The following is a 14,922-nucleotide window of genomic DNA, read 5'->3' as shown; positions in this document are numbered from 1 at the left end:
GGATGCCGCCGGGGGCGGGAGCTGCCGGATCGCGTAGTCTCGGCGGATGGCGAAGTACTTCGACGTGCACCCCGAGAATCCTCAGGCGCGCACCATCAGCAGCATCGCGGACTCCATCCGGGGCGGCGCGCTCGTCGCGTACCCCACGGACTCCTGTTACGCACTGGGATGCCAGCTCGGCAACCGTGACGGCCTGAACCGCATCCGGACCATCCGGAATCTCGACGACCGTCACCACTTCACCCTGGTGTGCCAGAACTTCGCTCAGCTGGGCCAGTTCGTGAACCTGGACAACAACGTGTTCCGCGCGGTCAAGGCGGCCACTCCCGGCAGCTACACCTTCATCCTCCCGGCCACGAAGGAGGTGCCGCGCCAGCTGTTGCACCCGAAGAAGAAGACGGTCGGCGTCCGCATCCCCGACCACGTCGTGACGCAGGCGCTCCTCGCCGAGCTCGGTGAGCCGCTGCTGTCGAGCACCCTGCTCCTGCCGGACGAGGCGGAGCCGATGACGCAGGGCTGGGAGATCAAGGACCGGCTCGACCACGTCGTGGACAGCGTGATCGATTCCGGTGAGTGCGGGACCGAACCGACGACGGTCATCGACTTCTCCAGCGGCGAGGCGGAGATCGTGCGCCGCGGTGCGGGCGACCCCTCCCGGTTCGAGTAGGCGGGCGCCCTGCGGGGAGGGGGCCCGCGGGGGCGGCGAGCGGCGGACATAGGGTGTCGGGCGGCGGGAAAGTCCGCCCGATTTCCTGCCGGAAGGACCATGCGATGAGCGAGAAGGCCCGCAAGCTGTTCGAAGCGCTCGACCTCAACAGTGACGGCGTCCTGACGCGCGCCGAGGTGATCACCGCGCTGCGTTCGAAGGGCCCGACCCTCGCCGCGGGCGGGGACCTGCCGTTCTGGGGCGTGGGCGACGCGGACGCCTCCTCGGCCCTGTTCGACGCCGCCGACCAGAACGGCGACGCCGTGCTGAGCTTCGAGGAATTCTCCCGCGAGGTGGACCGCCGCTTCGGCTGGTAGCCGGGGCGCGCTCCCAGCGGCGTCGGCGACTACGGCCTACGCTGGAGGTGGCGGCTCGTGCGGTGAGCGGCCCACGAGGTCCGCCGGGTGGCCGCGGTACTCCCCCTCCCTACCGCGGCCACCCACCGGCCACCTCGGGTGTGTCACCCGGCCCGCAGCGGGAAGGCGTACGGCGTGACCTTCGAACATCCGGCGCGGCGCAAGGCGGACGGGCAGGTCGGCCGCTTCGAGAAGCTCGCCGAGCTGGCCTCCAACTTCACGAGTTCCCCCGTTTTCTCGCTCCTGTGCGTCCTGCTGGTGCTCGGCTTCGTGGCCGTCCACGTGGCGGGGCTGCCCACGGAATGGCAGCACCTGGCGGGCGACGCGATGGCCGCCGTGTCCCTGCTGCTGCTGGCCCTGCTGAAGAACGCCGAGCGCCGCGCCGAGCACGCCGTCCAGCGCAAGCTCGACGCCATCGCGGCGGTGGTCCTGGAACTGCGGGCGGGCGACGGCGCGGGCGAGCGCAGCCAGGCCCAGGAAGACCTTGAGGCGGCGATCCGGCTGGAGGAGCGGCTCTGAGCCCCTGACCGGGCGCCCCCGCCCGGTCAGCCCTCCAGACGGTGCCTGCCGAGCCGGGCGACCGCCCCGGGGTCGCGGTGGTCGAAGAACACCGAGGCACCGGTGTCGAGGGTGGCGATGGCGGCCATCTGGTCCTCGCCGAGTTCGAAGTCGAAGACGTCGATGTTCTGCGCCATCCGGCCGGGGTCGACCGACTTGGGGATCGTGACGATGTCGCGCTGGATCAGCCAGCGCAGCGCGACCTGGGCGGCGGACTTGTCGTGCGCCGCGCCGATCTCGCTGAGGACGGGGTGGGTGAACAGGTTGTTCTTGCCCTCGGCGAAGCCGCCCCAGGACTGGTGCTGGACTCCGTGCTCGCGCATGAGCTCCTGGTCGGCGGTGCGCTGGAAGAACGGGTGCGTCTCGATCTGGTTGACCGCCGGGACGACCTCGTTGTTGAGGATCAGGTCCAGGAGACGGTCGGGGTGGAAGTTGGCGACGCCGATCGCCTTGGCCAGGCCCTCCCGGCCCGCGTCCTCCATGGCGCGCCACTGGCCGTAGACGTCGCCGAACGGCTGGTGCATCAGGTACAGGTCGACGTGGTCCAGGCCCAGCTTGGTCAGGGAGGTCTCGAAGGCCCGGCGGGCGTTGTCCTGGGCGGGGGCGTCCTGGATCCACAGCTTGGTGGTGACGAACAGTTCCCCGCGCGGGACGCCGCTGTTCCTGACGGCGCGGCCGACGGCTTCCTCGTTGCCGTAGGCCGCCGCGGTGTCGAGCAGCCGGTAGCCGGCGGCGAGGGCGTCGGTGACGGCCCGCTCGGTCTGCTCCGGCGGGATCTGGTAGACGCCGAAGCCGAGGATCGGCATCCTGACGCCGTTGTTGAGGGTGACGCTCCGCATGGGACCTTCCTTGTCGCTCGGGCTCTCGGGCGATCGCCGGTGTCAGCAGATCCGGGGCAGCTGCTCCCCGATCGGCAGGTCGACGACCCGGGTGCCGCCGAGGCCGGTGCGGGCCACGACCAGGCCCGGGTGCGCCTCGACCGCCTCGCCGATCACGGTCGCGTGCCGGCCCAGCGGGTGGGCGCGCATCGCGTCGAGGACGGCGTCGGCGTGCTCGCGGGGGACGAAGGCGACCAGCTTGCCCTCGTTGGCCACGTAGAAGGGGTCGAGGCCGAGGATGGCGCAGGCGTTCGCCACCGGCTCGGGCACCGGCACGCGGCCCTCGCTGATGACGACGCCGGTGTCCGAGGCGGCCGCGATCTCGTTGAGGGCGGCCGCCAGGCCGCCGCGCGTGGGGTCGCGCAGGACGTGGAGGTCGGGGGTGACCGCGAGCATGGTCTCGACGAGGCCGCCCAGCGGCGCGCAGTCGCTCACGATGTCCGCCTCGAAGCCGAGGCCCTCGCGGACGCTCATGATGGCCACCCCGTGGAGGCCGATCTCGCCGCTGACGATGACGACGTCGCCCGGGACGACGCGCTGCGGGCGCAGGTCCACCCCTTGCGGGATGAGGCCGATGCCCGCGGTGTTGATGTACACCCCGTCCCCGTGGCCCGCCTCCACGACCTTGGTGTCGCCGGTCGCGATCTCGACGCCCGCGGCGCGCGCGGCGGCGCCCATGGCCTCGGCCACCCGGGCCACCGTGGCGACCTCGACGCCCTCTTCGAGGATGAACCCGCAGGACAGGTAGGCGGCCCGGGCCCCGCTCATGGCCAGGTCGTTGACGGTGCCGTTGACCGCGAGGTCGCCGATGCCACCGCCGGGGAAGAACAGCGGCCGCACCACGTACGAGTCGGTGGAGAAGGCCAGCCGGGCCCCGCCCAGGGTGATGGCGGCGGAGTCGCCGAGCTGGGCGAGGACCTCGCCGCCGAAGGCGGGGGCGAAGACGTGCCGGACGAGTTCGGCGGACAGCGCTCCGCCGCCGCCGTGGCCCATCACCACGCGGGGGTGGTCGCGCAGGGGGGCCGGGCAGGTCCAGCCCGTGACGTCGAGTGCGGTGTCAGACAACGGGGCTCGCCTCCAGCGGCGCGGTCTCGGGTGCGGTCTCGGGTGCGGTCCCTGTCTCCGGCTTGCGGGCCGCCGCGATGTCCAGGCGCCGGTAGAGGTAGTACGCGGCGCACGCGCCCTCGCTGGAGACCATGGTGGCGCCGAGCGGGTTGCGCGGGGTGCAGGTGGTACCGAAGGCCTCGCACTCGTGCGGCTTGATCAGCCCCTGGAGCACCTCGCCGCTGCGGCACTCGGCCGGTTCCAGGGTGGCGATGTCCGTGACCGAGAAGCGGTGCTCGGCGTCGAAGTCCCGGTAGCGCGCGGACAGCCGCCAGCCGCTGCGCGGGATGACGCCGATGCCGCGCCAGGCCCGGTCGGTGACCTCGAAGACGTCCTCCAGCATGGCGAGCGCGGCCGGGTTCCCCTCAGGGCGGACGGCGCGGGCGTAGGCGTTGTCCACGGTGTGCTCGCCGCGCTCCAGCTGGAGTACGGCCCGGCGTACGCCTTCGAGGATGTCCAGCGGTTCGAAGCCGGTCACCACGATCGGGACGCGGTGGCGGGCCGCCAGCTCCGGGTACTCGCCCATGCCCATCACGCTGCACACGTGCCCGGCGGCGAGGAAGCCCTGGACCCGGCAGCTCGGCGAGGTCATGATCGCCTCGATGGCCGGGGGCACCCGGACGTGGGAGACCAGGAGGCTGAAGTTCGGGATGCCGAGCTTCTTCGCCTGGTACACGGTCATGGCGTTGGGCGGCGCGGTCGTCTCGAAGCCGATGCCGAAGAACACCACCTCGCGGTCCGGGTTCTGCCGGGCGATCCGCAGGGCGTCGAGCGGGGAGTAGACGACGCGTACGTCGCCCCCTTCGCTGCGTACCCGGAAGAGGTCACGGCCGCTGCCGGGGACGCGGAGCATGTCGCCGAACGAGCAGAAGATGACCTCGGGGCGGGAGGCGATCTCCAGCGCCTTGTCGATGACCTCCAGCGGGGTCACGCACACCGGGCAGCCCGGCCCGTGGATCAACTCGATCTGTTCGGGCAGGAGTTGGTCGATGCCGTGCCGGATGATGGTGTGGGTCTGGCCGCCGCAGACCTCCATCAGGGCCCAGGGCCGGGTGACGGTGGCGTGGATGTCGTCGAGCAGGCGCCGGGCCAGCTCGGGGTCCTGGAACTCTTCGATGTACTTCACGGCTGCCGCGCCTCCCGCTCCGACTGCTGCTCCTGCCGGCCCGGCTCCAGCACCGGCTCCGCCGGCAGGCCGCCGGCGGGGCCGTCGGCCGGGTCGTCCGTGAACGGCCAGGGCTCGCCCCCGGCCGCCGCTGCCTGCTCCCACGGATCTCCGAACTCCTCCTGGAGCATGCCGAGCTGCGCGAAGAGCTCCAGGGTCTGCTTGGCGGACTCCTCGTCGAGGCGCTGGAGCGCGAAGCCGACGTGAACGATGGCGTACTCGCCGACCTGGAGGTCCGGGAGGTACTCCAGGCACACCTCCTTGACCACGCCGCCGAAGTCGACGGTCGCCATCCGGGTGCCGTCCTTCTCCCCGATGTCAAGCACTCTGCCGGGTACCGCCAGACACATGGACCTCTCCTTGCTGTGGGGGTGGCGTGGTGCGCGCCGCGGCCACCATCAGCTGGCCGAGCGCCAGTCCCCCGTCGTTCGGGGGGATCCGGTGGTGGCGCAGGACGGTGAAGCCCCGCTCGCGCAGGGCGCTCGAACAGGCTGCGGAGAGCAGGGTGTTGGCGAAGACTCCGCCGCTGAGGGCGACGGTGTGCAGGTCGTGGCGTTCGCGGGCCAGGGTCGCGAGCGCGGCCACGAGAGCGGCGACCGCGGTGTGGAAGCGCGCGGCGATCAGGGCCGGCGGCGTTCCCGTGCGTACGTCGGCCACGACCGCGGCGAGGAGGGGCGCCGGGTCGGCCGTGACCGGGGCGGCGGCCCCCCGCGCCGAGCCGCCGCCCAGGGCGAAGGCGTAGCCGCCGGCGGCCCCGGCGGGCGCCGCCGACAGGGCCGCCGCCTCCAGCTCCACGGCGGCCTGGGCCTCGTATCCGACGAGCTGGCAGATGCCGGCGAGGGAGGAGACGGCGTCGAAGAGCCGCCCCATGCCGGAGGTGCGGACACAGTTGAGGTTCCGGTCCAGCTGGCGGCCCAGTACGCGGAGTTCGTCGGGCGGGCAGGCCGCCACGCAGGGCAGGTCCGGCGACCACGCGATCCCGGCGGCGCGCAGATGGGACAGGGCCATCCGGTACGGGCGCAGTACGGCGGCGTCGCCCCCGGGCAGCGGTACGTAGCCGAGGTGCGCGAACCGCTCGTACCCGGTGTAGTCGGCGAGGAGGACCTCCCCGCCCCATACGGCGCCGTCGTCGCCGTAGCCGGTGCCGTCGAAGGCGAAGCCGATCACCCGGCCGCTGCCGTCGAGACCGTGTTCGGCCATCGCGGAGGCGATGTGTGCGTGGTGGTGCTGGACCTCGACGAGGGGACGGGCGCCGGCGTTGCGCCGGGCCCACCGCCCCGAGCGGTAGCCGGGGTGCCGGTCGGCGGCCAGCAGGGCGGGGGCCACACCGGTGATGGACTCCAGTTGCCGCTCGGCCCGTTCGAAGGCGTACTGGGTGGCCAGGTCGTCCATGTCGCCGATGTGTGCGGAGAGCCAGGCCTGGCGGCCCTCGCCGAGGCAGAAGGCGTTCTTCAGGTCGCCCCCGGTGGCCAGGGCCGGCGGGACCGGCCACGGCAGGGTGAGGGGCAGCGGGGCGTAGCCGCGGGAGCGGCGCACGGTCAGCGGTTCGCCGTCGCAGACGCGCACCACGGAGTCGTCGCAGGGGACGTGGATGGGGCGGTCGTGGGTGAGCCAGGCGTCGGCGAGGTGGCCGAGCCGGTCCAGGGCCTCGGTGTCGTCGGTGACGATGGGCTCGCCGGACAGGTTGCCGCTGGTCATCACCAGCAGTCGCGGGCCCTGCGGATCGCCGTCCAGGCCGAGCAGGAGGTGGTGGACGGGGGTGTACGGGAGCATCACGCCGAGGTCGGGGCTGCCGGGGGCGACCCCGGGCAGCGGGGGGCCGTCCGGGCGGCGGCGCAGCAGCACGATGGGCCGTACCCCGCCGGTGAGCAGCGCCCGCTCCTCGGGGCCGATGCGGACGAGGCCTTCGACGTCGGTGAGATCGCGGGCCATCAGTGCGAACGGCTTGGCCCCGCGGTCCTTGCGGCGGCGCAGTTCGGCGACGGCCCCGGGGTGGGCGGCGTCGCAGGCCAGGTGGTATCCGCCGAGCCCCTTGACCGCGAGGATCGCCCCGTCGGCCAGCAGCCGGCGCGCCTCGGCGACCGGGTCGGCGCCGGCCGTCTCGCGGGGCGGGGTGCCGACGAGGAGGCGCAGCCGGGGTCCGCAGGCGGGGCAGGCCACCGGCTGGGCGTGGAAGCGCCGGTCGGTGGGGTCGGCGTACTCGCGGGCGCAGTCGGCGCACATCGGGAAGCGGGCCATGGTGGTGTGCGCGCGGTCGTAGGGCAGCCCGGTGACGATCGTGAAGCGGGGTCCGCAGTGCGTGCAGGTGATGAAGGGGTGCCGGTGGCGGCGGTCGGCGGGATCGGCCAGCTCGGCCAGGCAGTCGGCGCAGGTGGCGACGTCCGGGGAGACGAGCGTGCGGGCCGGGCCGCCGGACCGGGAGGCGACGATGGTGAAGCCGGCGCCGCCTGCGACCGGGACCTCGCAGTGGTCGACGGTGTCGACGACGGCCAGCGGCGGGGCCTCGGCTGCGAGCCGCTCACAGAAGGCCGAGACGGCCGCGGGGGCGCCCTCGACCTCGGCGACGACGCCGTCGGGGGTGTTGGTGACGTGCCCGGCGAGCCCGAGTCCGGTCGCGCGGGTGTAGACGTACGGGCGGAACCCGACGCCCTGCACCACGCCCCGCACGGTGACCCGGCGCCGCTGGACGGCCTCCATCAGTGGGTCTGCGCCGCGGCGGGGTGCGTGTGGCCGTGACCGGCGCCGTGGCCGTCACGGTGGTCGTGGCCGTGGTGCCCGTGGCCGCCGTGGTCATGGCCGTCGTGACCGTCGTGGTCGTGGTGATGATGATGGTGGTGGTGGTGGCCGTGCTGCTGCTGCCCCGCCATGACCGGCTGGTGCACCGCCGCGCCGTCGCCCACGGCCAGCGCCCGCTCCAGCAGTTCGCCCACGCCGGCTCCGGAGCGGGCCGAGGTCAGCACCACCTCCACCCCCGGGTTGACCTGCTGGACGTGCGCGCGGAAGGCGGCCTCGTCAAATTCCACCGCGGCCGCGATGTCGGTCTTCGTCACGACGACGAGGTGGGCCAGCCCGAAGGCGGTCGGGTACTTCAGCGGCTTGTCCTCGCCCTCCGTCACCGAGGCCAGGACGACGCGCAGCGACTCCCCGAGGTCGTAGGAGGCCGGGCAGACGAGGTTGCCGACGTTCTCCACGAACAGCAGCCGGGTGTCGTCGGCGAGCCATCCGTCCAGGTGCCGGCCGAGCATCCCGGCCTCCAGGTGACAGAGCCCGTCGGTGAGCACCTGCTTGACGGGGACGCCCGAACGGGCCAGCCGTACCGCGTCGTTCTCGGTGGCGAGGTCGGCCGTCAGGGCGGCGACCGGCACCTTCCGCTGCCGCGCCAGGCCGAGTTCCAGTTCCAGCAGGGCCGTCTTGCCGCTGCCCGGGCTGGACAGGAGGTTGACGACCGTGGTGCCACGGGCGGTGAGTTCGGTGCGCAGGGCGTGCGCGGTCGTGTCGTTCTTGGCGAGGACCGCCTGTTGAAGGTCGACCACACGGCACATGGTTCAGCGCTCCTCGGAGATCGGTTCGCGGGCGGGGTTCCCCGCGTGGGCGGCGGCGGGCGGGACGTGGGCCGGGCCGTCCTCCCAGCGCACGCTGAGGATCTGCAGCTCGCGCCCGGAGCGGAGTTCGACCTCCGCGGCCCGGCCGCACCGGGGGCAGACCAGCCGGGGCGGCATGCCGACCGCCCAGTCGTCCGTACAGGCGCCGCAGTGCGCGCGGGCGGCCACGGGTTCCGTGACGAGTTCGGCTCCTTCAAGGACCGTTCCGGCGCAGGCCAGTTCGAAACAGAAGGCCAGGGCGTCGGGTACGACGCCGGCCAGTTCGCCGATCTGGAGCCGGACCGAGGTGACGGCGGTGGCGCCGCCGCTGCGGGCGGCTTCCTCGACCTGGGTCACCACGGCCATGGCGATCGACATCTCGTGCATGCGGGGCTCCGTCCTGCCGGGCCTCATTAGACCGGCCGGAGGCGGGGGGCGCGCTCGGGCACGCCGACGCGCCGACGCCCCGTACGCCATTCGGCGCCGGGGCGTCGCAGGGGTGCGAGCGGCGGCGCCGTCGCCCGCGGGTCACATCCGGCGGATGCGCAGGTAGCGCTGGATGTCCGGGAGGAGCACCGTCAGTGCGGCGGCGAGCGCGGCGGCGGCCACGCCGCCGAAGATGGCCTTCTTCATGGGGGTTCTCGATTCTCCTCAGGTGGCGGCGGCGTTGCGGTCGTCCTCCGGGACGGGCCGCCGGGCCTCGTCCCGGACCAGGTCCACGATCATCCGTACGGCCTCCGGTACGGCGGCGGCCACCGGGTCGCTCAGGCCGATGCCCTCGTCCAGGCAGGCGGGTTCGCAGCCGATGACCCAGGTGCGCCGGGGCGGGGCGGCGCCGGTGCCGGCGCACAGGGTGCCCAGCAGGGCCAGCACCGCGTCCGGCGACATGTGGTGTCCGTCGAGTACGGGGCTGCCGGGGGCGATGGTGCCGGGCTCGGCGGCCTCGATCAGGTACAGCGTCCCGGGGGCGCCGCCGCGGGCGGTGGCGTCCACCAGGACGAGCGTGTCGTAGCCGTCGAGGAGCTGGTAGGCGAGGTGGACGCCGCGGACGCCGATGTCCACCACCTCGACGTGGTCCGGCAGCGGGTGGTCGGGCCCGGTCAGCCACCGGACGGTCTCGACGCCGAAGCCGTCGTCGCCGAGGAAGACGTTGCCGATGCCGGCGATCAGGATCCGGCCGTTCACCTGACCTCCAGGGGGGCGACCTCGTCGGGCTGGAAGTAGAGGAACCGGCCCTGTTCGCGGCGGATGTCGGCGCCCGGGTCGCCTTCGACGGTGACGGCGAGGTGCACCCCTCCGTCGACGTCGTGGAGGACGGCCTCGACCAGGGCGGTGTGGCCCTGGAGGAAGAGGTCCTGGGCGTCGGTGCGCCGCAGGCCCGGGCGCAGCAGGACGCGGCTGCCGACGCCGACGAGGACCCCGTCGATCGGGATCCGGTCGCGGGCGGGGTCCGCGGTGTCGTCGCGCGCCGGGTCCCACCAGGGGGTGTCGGGTTTGAACACCGCTTCCTCCTGCCAGAGTTCGGGGATCCGGTCGTCGGCGGGCGCGTCCGGTCCGGTGATCTCGCGCAGCGCCCGCACGGCGCCGTGGAGGCGGTCGAGCACCTCGGGGGGCATGGTGTCCGCGAGGTCGATCACGGCGGCCGCGCGGGCGTCCGTGCCGCGCGCCTCGCGCTTCTCCTGGTCGGTCAGGGCCGCGGTGCGCAGGGCGAGGATCTCGTCGATCTCGGTGGCGTCGTACATGGCCCCGATGCTCTCGGGGGCGATGGCGGGGTGGTCCTCCAGGATGATCGGGGAGGAGAGCACCACGTCGGCGCGGCCGGGTTCCCCGGCGAGCACGGGCCAGGTGTGCCGGTTGGCGCAGTCGGCGACCACGCCCTTGGCCCACTCGGGCGGGTCGGTCATGGAGAGGAAGGACCCGGCGCTGAGGCCGAGCAGCAGGTGGGCCGCGACCAATGAGTGCGGCAGGGCCGCGTCCCGGTCGGCGCCCTGCCGCGGCGGGGTCCAGGCGCTGGTGTTCTCCACGACGGCCGTGAGCTTCAGCGCCCGGTAGGGGACGCCGAGTTCCTCGGCCCGCAGGCGCAGCACCCCGTCGATCCGCTCGCTGCGCCGGACCAGGCGGCCGATCTCCCGGCCGTCGGCGTCGACGACGGGCTCGGTCTCCTCGCCGGCGGGCCGGGCGAAGGGCAGGGACACCTCCCCGGCCTCCAGCTCGGCCACGGGAACGGTCATGTCGATCCGCTCCTCGGCGCCCTCGTCCCAGGGGACGAGTACCCGGTCGGGCAGCTGGAGTTCGGCGACCTCGGCGAACGAGCCGTCCGGGCGCGCCTCTTGGACGGTGCGGCGGCGGGCGTGCAGGAAGCGGAGTTCCACGGCGAGGGTGGCCTCGCCGCGCGGCTCCATCACGATCTCGGTCCGCTGGAACGAGTGCTCCTCGTGCGCGGGGGCCCACGCGGGCGGGACGAGGACGCCGAACTGCCAGCGCAGCCGGTTCTTGGCGGCCGAGGCCCGGTACGGATAGAGGACGTAGCCCTCGAAGAGGACGGCGTCGGCGACCTGCCGGGCGACGTCGAACCGGGACGTGGGCAGGGAGGACGTGGTGGTCATGGCGCGGTCCTCTCGGCGGCACGCGGCAGTACGGGGCCGGCCCGGCCGGGACCGGGGCGCGGGGTTTCGGCGGGTACGGCAGCGTCCAGGAGGGTCCGTACGGTCGCCTCCCAGGAGGCGAGCGAGTGCCGGGAGCGGAAGGCGAGCAGCTCGTCCATGGTGTCGGTGGGCAGCTTGAGCCAGCCGCAGCCGGGGAAGTGCTGCTCCATCATCTCCTTCCACACCGGGGCGGGCATCCGGTACGACGCCTCGCGGTCCCAGGGCACGGGTTCGACGTGGAAGCCGCCGGCGCCGGTGAAGGCGGTGCCGGAGAACAGCATGAGCAGGGGTGCCTCACCGTCCTCCAGGGCGCTGAAGTAGCGGCCGGCCGCGATGTCCATGTCGTAGGAGCAGGGCACGGGCACGTCGGTCTCGATCTCCCCGGTGAAGCTGGGGACCATGACGGAGACCTGGGCGAACTGGAGGGGCTGGAGGGTGGTGCCCCAGCGCGAGCGCTCCCCGAACAGGTCGTGGAGCGCGGCGGCCTCGCCGGGGCCGTAGCCGCGCCGGGCCGGTTCGATGCGGATCTGGCAGCGCAGCGCGAGGGCGTGGACGCGGGTTCCGGCGGTCGCGGTGACGCGCAGCCGGAAGACGAGCGTCGGGCCGGCGGCGTACGGGTCGGCGCGCACCCCGGTGCAGGTGAAGGTGAAGTCGGTCATGGCCGGCGCTCCTCCCCCGCCGGGACCTTGGCGCGCCGTTCGACCGCTTCGAAGAAGGTCCGCAGCGCGGCGCGGGCCTCGGCTCCGCCGTCGAAGCCGGTCCACAGCATCCGCATCCGCCCGACGAGCTCGTAACAGACGTCGATCGGCACCAGGTAGCACTCGGTCCGGCCCTCGGCGCGGCGCAGCAGCAGCGCCTCCACGTCGGGTTCGAGGAGCGCGGCGAGCCGGCCGGCGCCGAGTACGGTCTGCCAGGTCTCCGGGTCGAGTTCGCTCTCGGTGGCGCCCGCCGGGCTCGGGTAGAGCGCGACGAGGCGGTCGAGGGAGGCGTTGCGGAAGAAGAAGGCGACGCCGACCGGGATCTGCAGCAGTTCCCAGGCGCCGTCGTCGAGCGGGTGCCCGGGGTCGGCGAGGTAGCGCCGCGGGACGAGGCGGAACCGGCCGCTGCCGGCGCCCGGCCGGTCGAAGAGCAGGGCGCAGGCGGTGCAGGCGCAGACCAGGGAGCGCTTCTCGACCTCCACGAGGTGGCGGTGGGCGTCCTCGGCGACCGCCACCCCGCACAGCTCGCAGACCTCGGGCCGGGGCGCCCGGCGCCCCGCGAACCGCCGCAACCCCCGCGCACCGCCCAGCCCCCGACCACCGAGCGGCCCGTGCGTCCCGAACGGCCCGACCGCACCGACCGCACCGGGCGCGCCGGACGTACCGGCCGCGCCGGGCGCACCGAACGCGCCAGCCGCGCCGGGCTGGCCGGGCTGGCCGGACGTACCTGGCGCGCCGAGCTGGCCGAGCGAGCCGGCCGAGCCGAGCTGGCCGGACGCGCCTGGCGCGCCGGCCGCGCCGGACGCACCGCCCGCGCCCGGGGGGATCGGTACGTCCCGCGACGCGGCAGGGGCGTCCCCCGCGTGGGAGGCGCTCATCGCACCCGCGCCGGGGTCTGCGGGCGGGTGCCGATCTGGAGCAGCGGCGCGGACTTCGGGGCCGTTTCCAGCTCCACCGCGGTCACTTCGGGCGCGAAGCAGGCCAGCGCGTCCTCGGCGGCCTGTCGCACCGCGTCGCCCGAACCGCCGCATCCGCAGCCGCCGCTCGCCTCGGTGCGCAGCCGCACGGTGGCGGTGGCCTCGTCGAAGCCGAGCAGTTCGACCGGCTCCCGTACCGTCGCGAGGGCGCGCCCGATCCGGGTGGGCAGGTCCTCGGGGTTCAGGTCGTGCAGCGCCAGCAGCCCCGCCACCAGCTCGTCGTCCAGCATCCCGGACAGCGTTCCCTGCCCCATCCGCTCCACGACACGGGCGAGCCCGGCGCCGTAGAACTCCATGAGCACCCGCACGAGTTCCTCGGCGGCCGCGCTCGCCTCCCGGTCGCCGGTGGCGGCGAGCCGGTCGAGGACCTCGTCGACCCGCCGGCCCGCCTGCCGGGCGTCGGTGACGGCGGCGCTCATCCGCCCAGCCCGCTCAGGCCGGTGGGGACGTGCATCTGCTTGACCGTCTTGCCGCTGCCGACGTACATGTGGACGCCGCACGGCAGACAGGGGTCGAAGCTGCGCACGGCGCGCATGATGTCGATGCCCTTGAAGTTCTCCGGGGTGTTCTCCTCGAAGATCGGGGTGTTCTGCACGGCGTCCTCGTAGGGGCCGGGCGTGCCGAAGGTGTCGCGGGTGCTGGCGTTCCACGGGGTCGGCGGGTACGGGTGGTAGTTGGCGATCTTGCCGTCGCGGATCACCATGTGGTGCGAGAGCACGCCGCGGACGGCCTCGGTGAAGCCGACCCCCAGGCCCTCGTCCGGGACCTCGAACTTCTCCCAGGTCTGGGTGCGTCCGGCGCGGACCTCGGCGAGTCCCTTCTCGGCGCAGTGCAGCGCGATGGCGGCCGCGTACGCCTGGAAGTACGTGCGGGCGCGGTTGCGCTCCAGCGCGTTGCTCCACTTCGGGATCTTCCACTCGAAGCGGGTCTCGGGCTTGGTCATCGTCTTCGGCAGGGTGATGACCACGCTGTGGCCGGTCGCCTGCACGTAGTCGGTGTGCACGAGGCCGGACAGCGCGGTGGACCACAGGCGGGCGATGGGGCCGCCGCCGGTGTCGAGCGCGAGGTGGTCCTTGCCGTCGAACCAGCGCGGCGACATCACCCAGCTGTACTTGTCGTCGAAGTTCCGCTTCTGCGGGGCGGGGATGGTGTGCTGGTTCCACGGGTGGCGGGCGTCCACCGGGTTGCCGAGCGGGTCGTGGGTGACGAACTTCTCCTGGCCCTGCCAGTCGTCGTAGTACGAGCTGCCGAGCAGGATGCGGATGCCGAGGTTGATCTCGGTGAGGTCGTTGGTGACCAGTTTGCCGTCCACCACCACGCCGGGGGTGACGAACATCTTCCGTCCCCAGTCGGTCATGTTGGCGTACGTGAAGTCGCAGTACTCGGGGTCGTTGAGGGCGCCCCAGCAGCCGAGCAGGACGCGCCGGCGGCCGACCTCCTCGTACCCGGGCAGCGCCTCGTAGAAGAAGTCGAAGAGGTCGTCGTGGAGCGGGACGACGCGCTTCATGAACTCGCAGTACCGCATGAGGCGGCTCATGTAGTCCGTGAAGAGCTGGACGGAGGCGATGGTGCCGACGCCGCCCGGGTAGAGGGTGGAGGGGTGCACGTGGCGGCCCTCCATCAGGCAGAACATCTCGCGCGTGTAGCGGCTCACCTGGAGCGCCTCGCGGTAGAACTCGCCCTCGATGGGGTTGAGGGAGCGCATGATGTCGGCGATGGTCTTGTAGCCGTGTTCCCCGGCGTGCGGGGAAGGGGTGCGCTCGGCGAGTTCCAGGACGCCCGGGTTGGTCTCGCGGACCATCTTCTCGCAGTAGTCGACCCCGACCAGGTTCTCCTGGAAGATGTTGTGGTCGAACATGTACTCCGCCGACTCACCGAGGTTGATGATCCACTCGGCGAGGTGCGGCGGCTTCACGCCGTACGCCATGTTCTGGGCGTACACGGAGCAGGTGGCGTGGTTGTCGCCGCAGATGCCGCAGATGCGGCTGGTGATGAAGTGCGCGTCGCGGGGGTCCTTGCCGCGCATGAAGACGCTGTACCCGCGGAAGACCGACGAGGTGCTGTAGCACTCCGCGACCCGCTTCTGCTTGAAGTCGATCTTCGTGTGGATGCCGAGGCTGCCCACGATCCGGGTGATCGGATCCCAGGCCATCTCGACCAGCCCGCTGCCGTCACCGGCCGCCTTCGTCTTCGGTGCCATCTTGTCTTCCGTGACCCTTCTTGGACTGGGGGGCGTGAACTGGACGTGAGGGAC

At 73.1% G+C, this 14,922-nt stretch carries 17 protein-coding genes; 3 read left to right on the top strand and 14 right to left on the bottom strand.

What is annotated here, in order from left to right; genetic code table 11:
- The first annotated feature begins 46 nt into the window (after positions 1-46).
- From IE248_RS26045 to IE248_RS26035, 3 genes are all read left to right on the top strand, one after another.
- Entirely contained in the window at positions 47-667 is a 621-nt protein-coding gene (locus IE248_RS26045; RefSeq protein WP_037794591.1) for an L-threonylcarbamoyladenylate synthase, read from the top strand.
- Between the two features lie 104 nt (positions 668-771).
- On the top strand, positions 772-1,023 hold the full coding sequence (locus IE248_RS26040; RefSeq protein ID WP_037794593.1) for an EF-hand domain-containing protein: 252 nt from the start codon (positions 772-774) through the stop codon (positions 1,021-1,023).
- 174 nt (positions 1,024-1,197) lie between these two features.
- The gene (locus tag IE248_RS26035; RefSeq protein ID WP_073794200.1) at positions 1,198-1,581 is read left to right on the top strand and encodes a hypothetical protein; all 384 of its coding nucleotides are present in this window, start codon (positions 1,198-1,200) and stop codon (positions 1,579-1,581) included.
- 26 nt (positions 1,582-1,607) lie between these two features.
- On the opposite strand, the gene IE248_RS26030 is transcribed toward IE248_RS26035, so the two are convergent.
- From IE248_RS26030 to IE248_RS25970, 14 genes are all read right to left on the bottom strand, one after another.
- The gene (locus IE248_RS26030; RefSeq protein ID WP_100581760.1) at positions 1,608-2,459 is read right to left on the bottom strand and encodes an aldo/keto reductase; all 852 of its coding nucleotides are present in this window, start codon (positions 2,457-2,459) and stop codon (positions 1,608-1,610) included.
- A gap of 42 nt (positions 2,460-2,501) precedes the next feature.
- Positions 2,502-3,563 carry a hydrogenase expression/formation protein HypE gene (gene hypE / locus IE248_RS26025; protein ID WP_008742967.1) on the bottom strand — a complete coding sequence of 354 codons (1,062 nt, stop codon included), beginning with the start codon at positions 3,561-3,563 and terminating at the stop codon, positions 2,502-2,504.
- A complete protein-coding gene (hypD, locus tag IE248_RS26020; protein ID WP_190031869.1) occupies positions 3,556-4,728 on the bottom strand; it encodes a hydrogenase formation protein HypD in 1,173 nt (390 codons plus the stop codon). The genes hypE and hypD overlap by 8 nt, the downstream gene beginning before the upstream one ends.
- Positions 4,725-5,117: a HypC/HybG/HupF family hydrogenase formation chaperone gene (locus tag IE248_RS26015; protein ID WP_073794195.1), complete on the bottom strand. Its 393-nt coding sequence runs from the start codon at positions 5,115-5,117 to the stop codon at positions 4,725-4,727. Before IE248_RS26015 ends, hypD begins: the two co-directional genes overlap by 4 nt.
- The gene (hypF, locus tag IE248_RS26010) at positions 5,086-7,464 is read right to left on the bottom strand and encodes a carbamoyltransferase HypF (protein WP_190031868.1); all 2,379 of its coding nucleotides are present in this window, start codon (positions 7,462-7,464) and stop codon (positions 5,086-5,088) included. The genes IE248_RS26015 and hypF overlap by 32 nt, the downstream gene beginning before the upstream one ends.
- On the bottom strand, positions 7,464-8,309 hold the full coding sequence (gene hypB, locus IE248_RS26005; protein WP_190031867.1) for a hydrogenase nickel incorporation protein HypB: 846 nt from the start codon (positions 8,307-8,309) through the stop codon (positions 7,464-7,466). Before hypB ends, hypF begins: the two co-directional genes overlap by 1 nt.
- A gap of 3 nt (positions 8,310-8,312) precedes the next feature.
- Positions 8,313-8,735, bottom strand: coding sequence for a hydrogenase maturation nickel metallochaperone HypA (hypA, locus tag IE248_RS26000; RefSeq protein WP_073794190.1), 423 nt, complete (start codon positions 8,733-8,735; stop codon positions 8,313-8,315).
- Positions 8,736-8,876: 141 nt separating this feature from the next.
- Entirely contained in the window at positions 8,877-8,981 is a 105-nt protein-coding gene (locus IE248_RS38595) for a DUF6893 family small protein (RefSeq protein ID WP_373301617.1), read from the bottom strand.
- A gap of 18 nt (positions 8,982-8,999) precedes the next feature.
- Positions 9,000-9,533, bottom strand: a complete 534-nt coding sequence (locus IE248_RS25995) for a hydrogenase maturation protease (RefSeq protein ID WP_073794189.1) — start codon at positions 9,531-9,533, stop codon at positions 9,000-9,002.
- Positions 9,530-10,954, bottom strand: coding sequence for a hypothetical protein (locus IE248_RS25990; protein ID WP_190031866.1), 1,425 nt, complete (start codon positions 10,952-10,954; stop codon positions 9,530-9,532). Before IE248_RS25990 ends, IE248_RS25995 begins: the two co-directional genes overlap by 4 nt.
- Positions 10,951-11,652, bottom strand: a complete 702-nt coding sequence (locus IE248_RS25985) for a DUF6084 family protein (protein ID WP_190031865.1) — start codon at positions 11,650-11,652, stop codon at positions 10,951-10,953. Before IE248_RS25985 ends, IE248_RS25990 begins: the two co-directional genes overlap by 4 nt.
- The gene (locus tag IE248_RS25980; RefSeq protein WP_229895549.1) at positions 11,649-12,263 is read right to left on the bottom strand and encodes a DUF5947 family protein; all 615 of its coding nucleotides are present in this window, start codon (positions 12,261-12,263) and stop codon (positions 11,649-11,651) included. The genes IE248_RS25985 and IE248_RS25980 overlap by 4 nt, the downstream gene beginning before the upstream one ends.
- 302 nt (positions 12,264-12,565) lie before the next feature.
- On the bottom strand, positions 12,566-13,087 hold the full coding sequence (locus IE248_RS25975; RefSeq protein WP_008742978.1) for a NifU-related iron-sulfur-binding protein: 522 nt from the start codon (positions 13,085-13,087) through the stop codon (positions 12,566-12,568).
- Positions 13,084-14,868, bottom strand: a complete 1,785-nt coding sequence (locus IE248_RS25970; protein ID WP_008742979.1) for a nickel-dependent hydrogenase large subunit — start codon at positions 14,866-14,868, stop codon at positions 13,084-13,086. Before IE248_RS25970 ends, IE248_RS25975 begins: the two co-directional genes overlap by 4 nt.
- Positions 14,869-14,922 lie beyond the last annotated feature (54 nt).

The sequence above is a fragment of the Streptomyces goshikiensis genome, from assembly GCF_014650555.1.
Lineage (GTDB): Bacteria > Actinomycetota > Actinomycetes > Streptomycetales > Streptomycetaceae > Streptomyces > Streptomyces goshikiensis.
The sequence above is the reverse complement of the archived record's forward strand: the minus strand, read 5'-3'. Positions and strand labels throughout refer to the sequence as shown.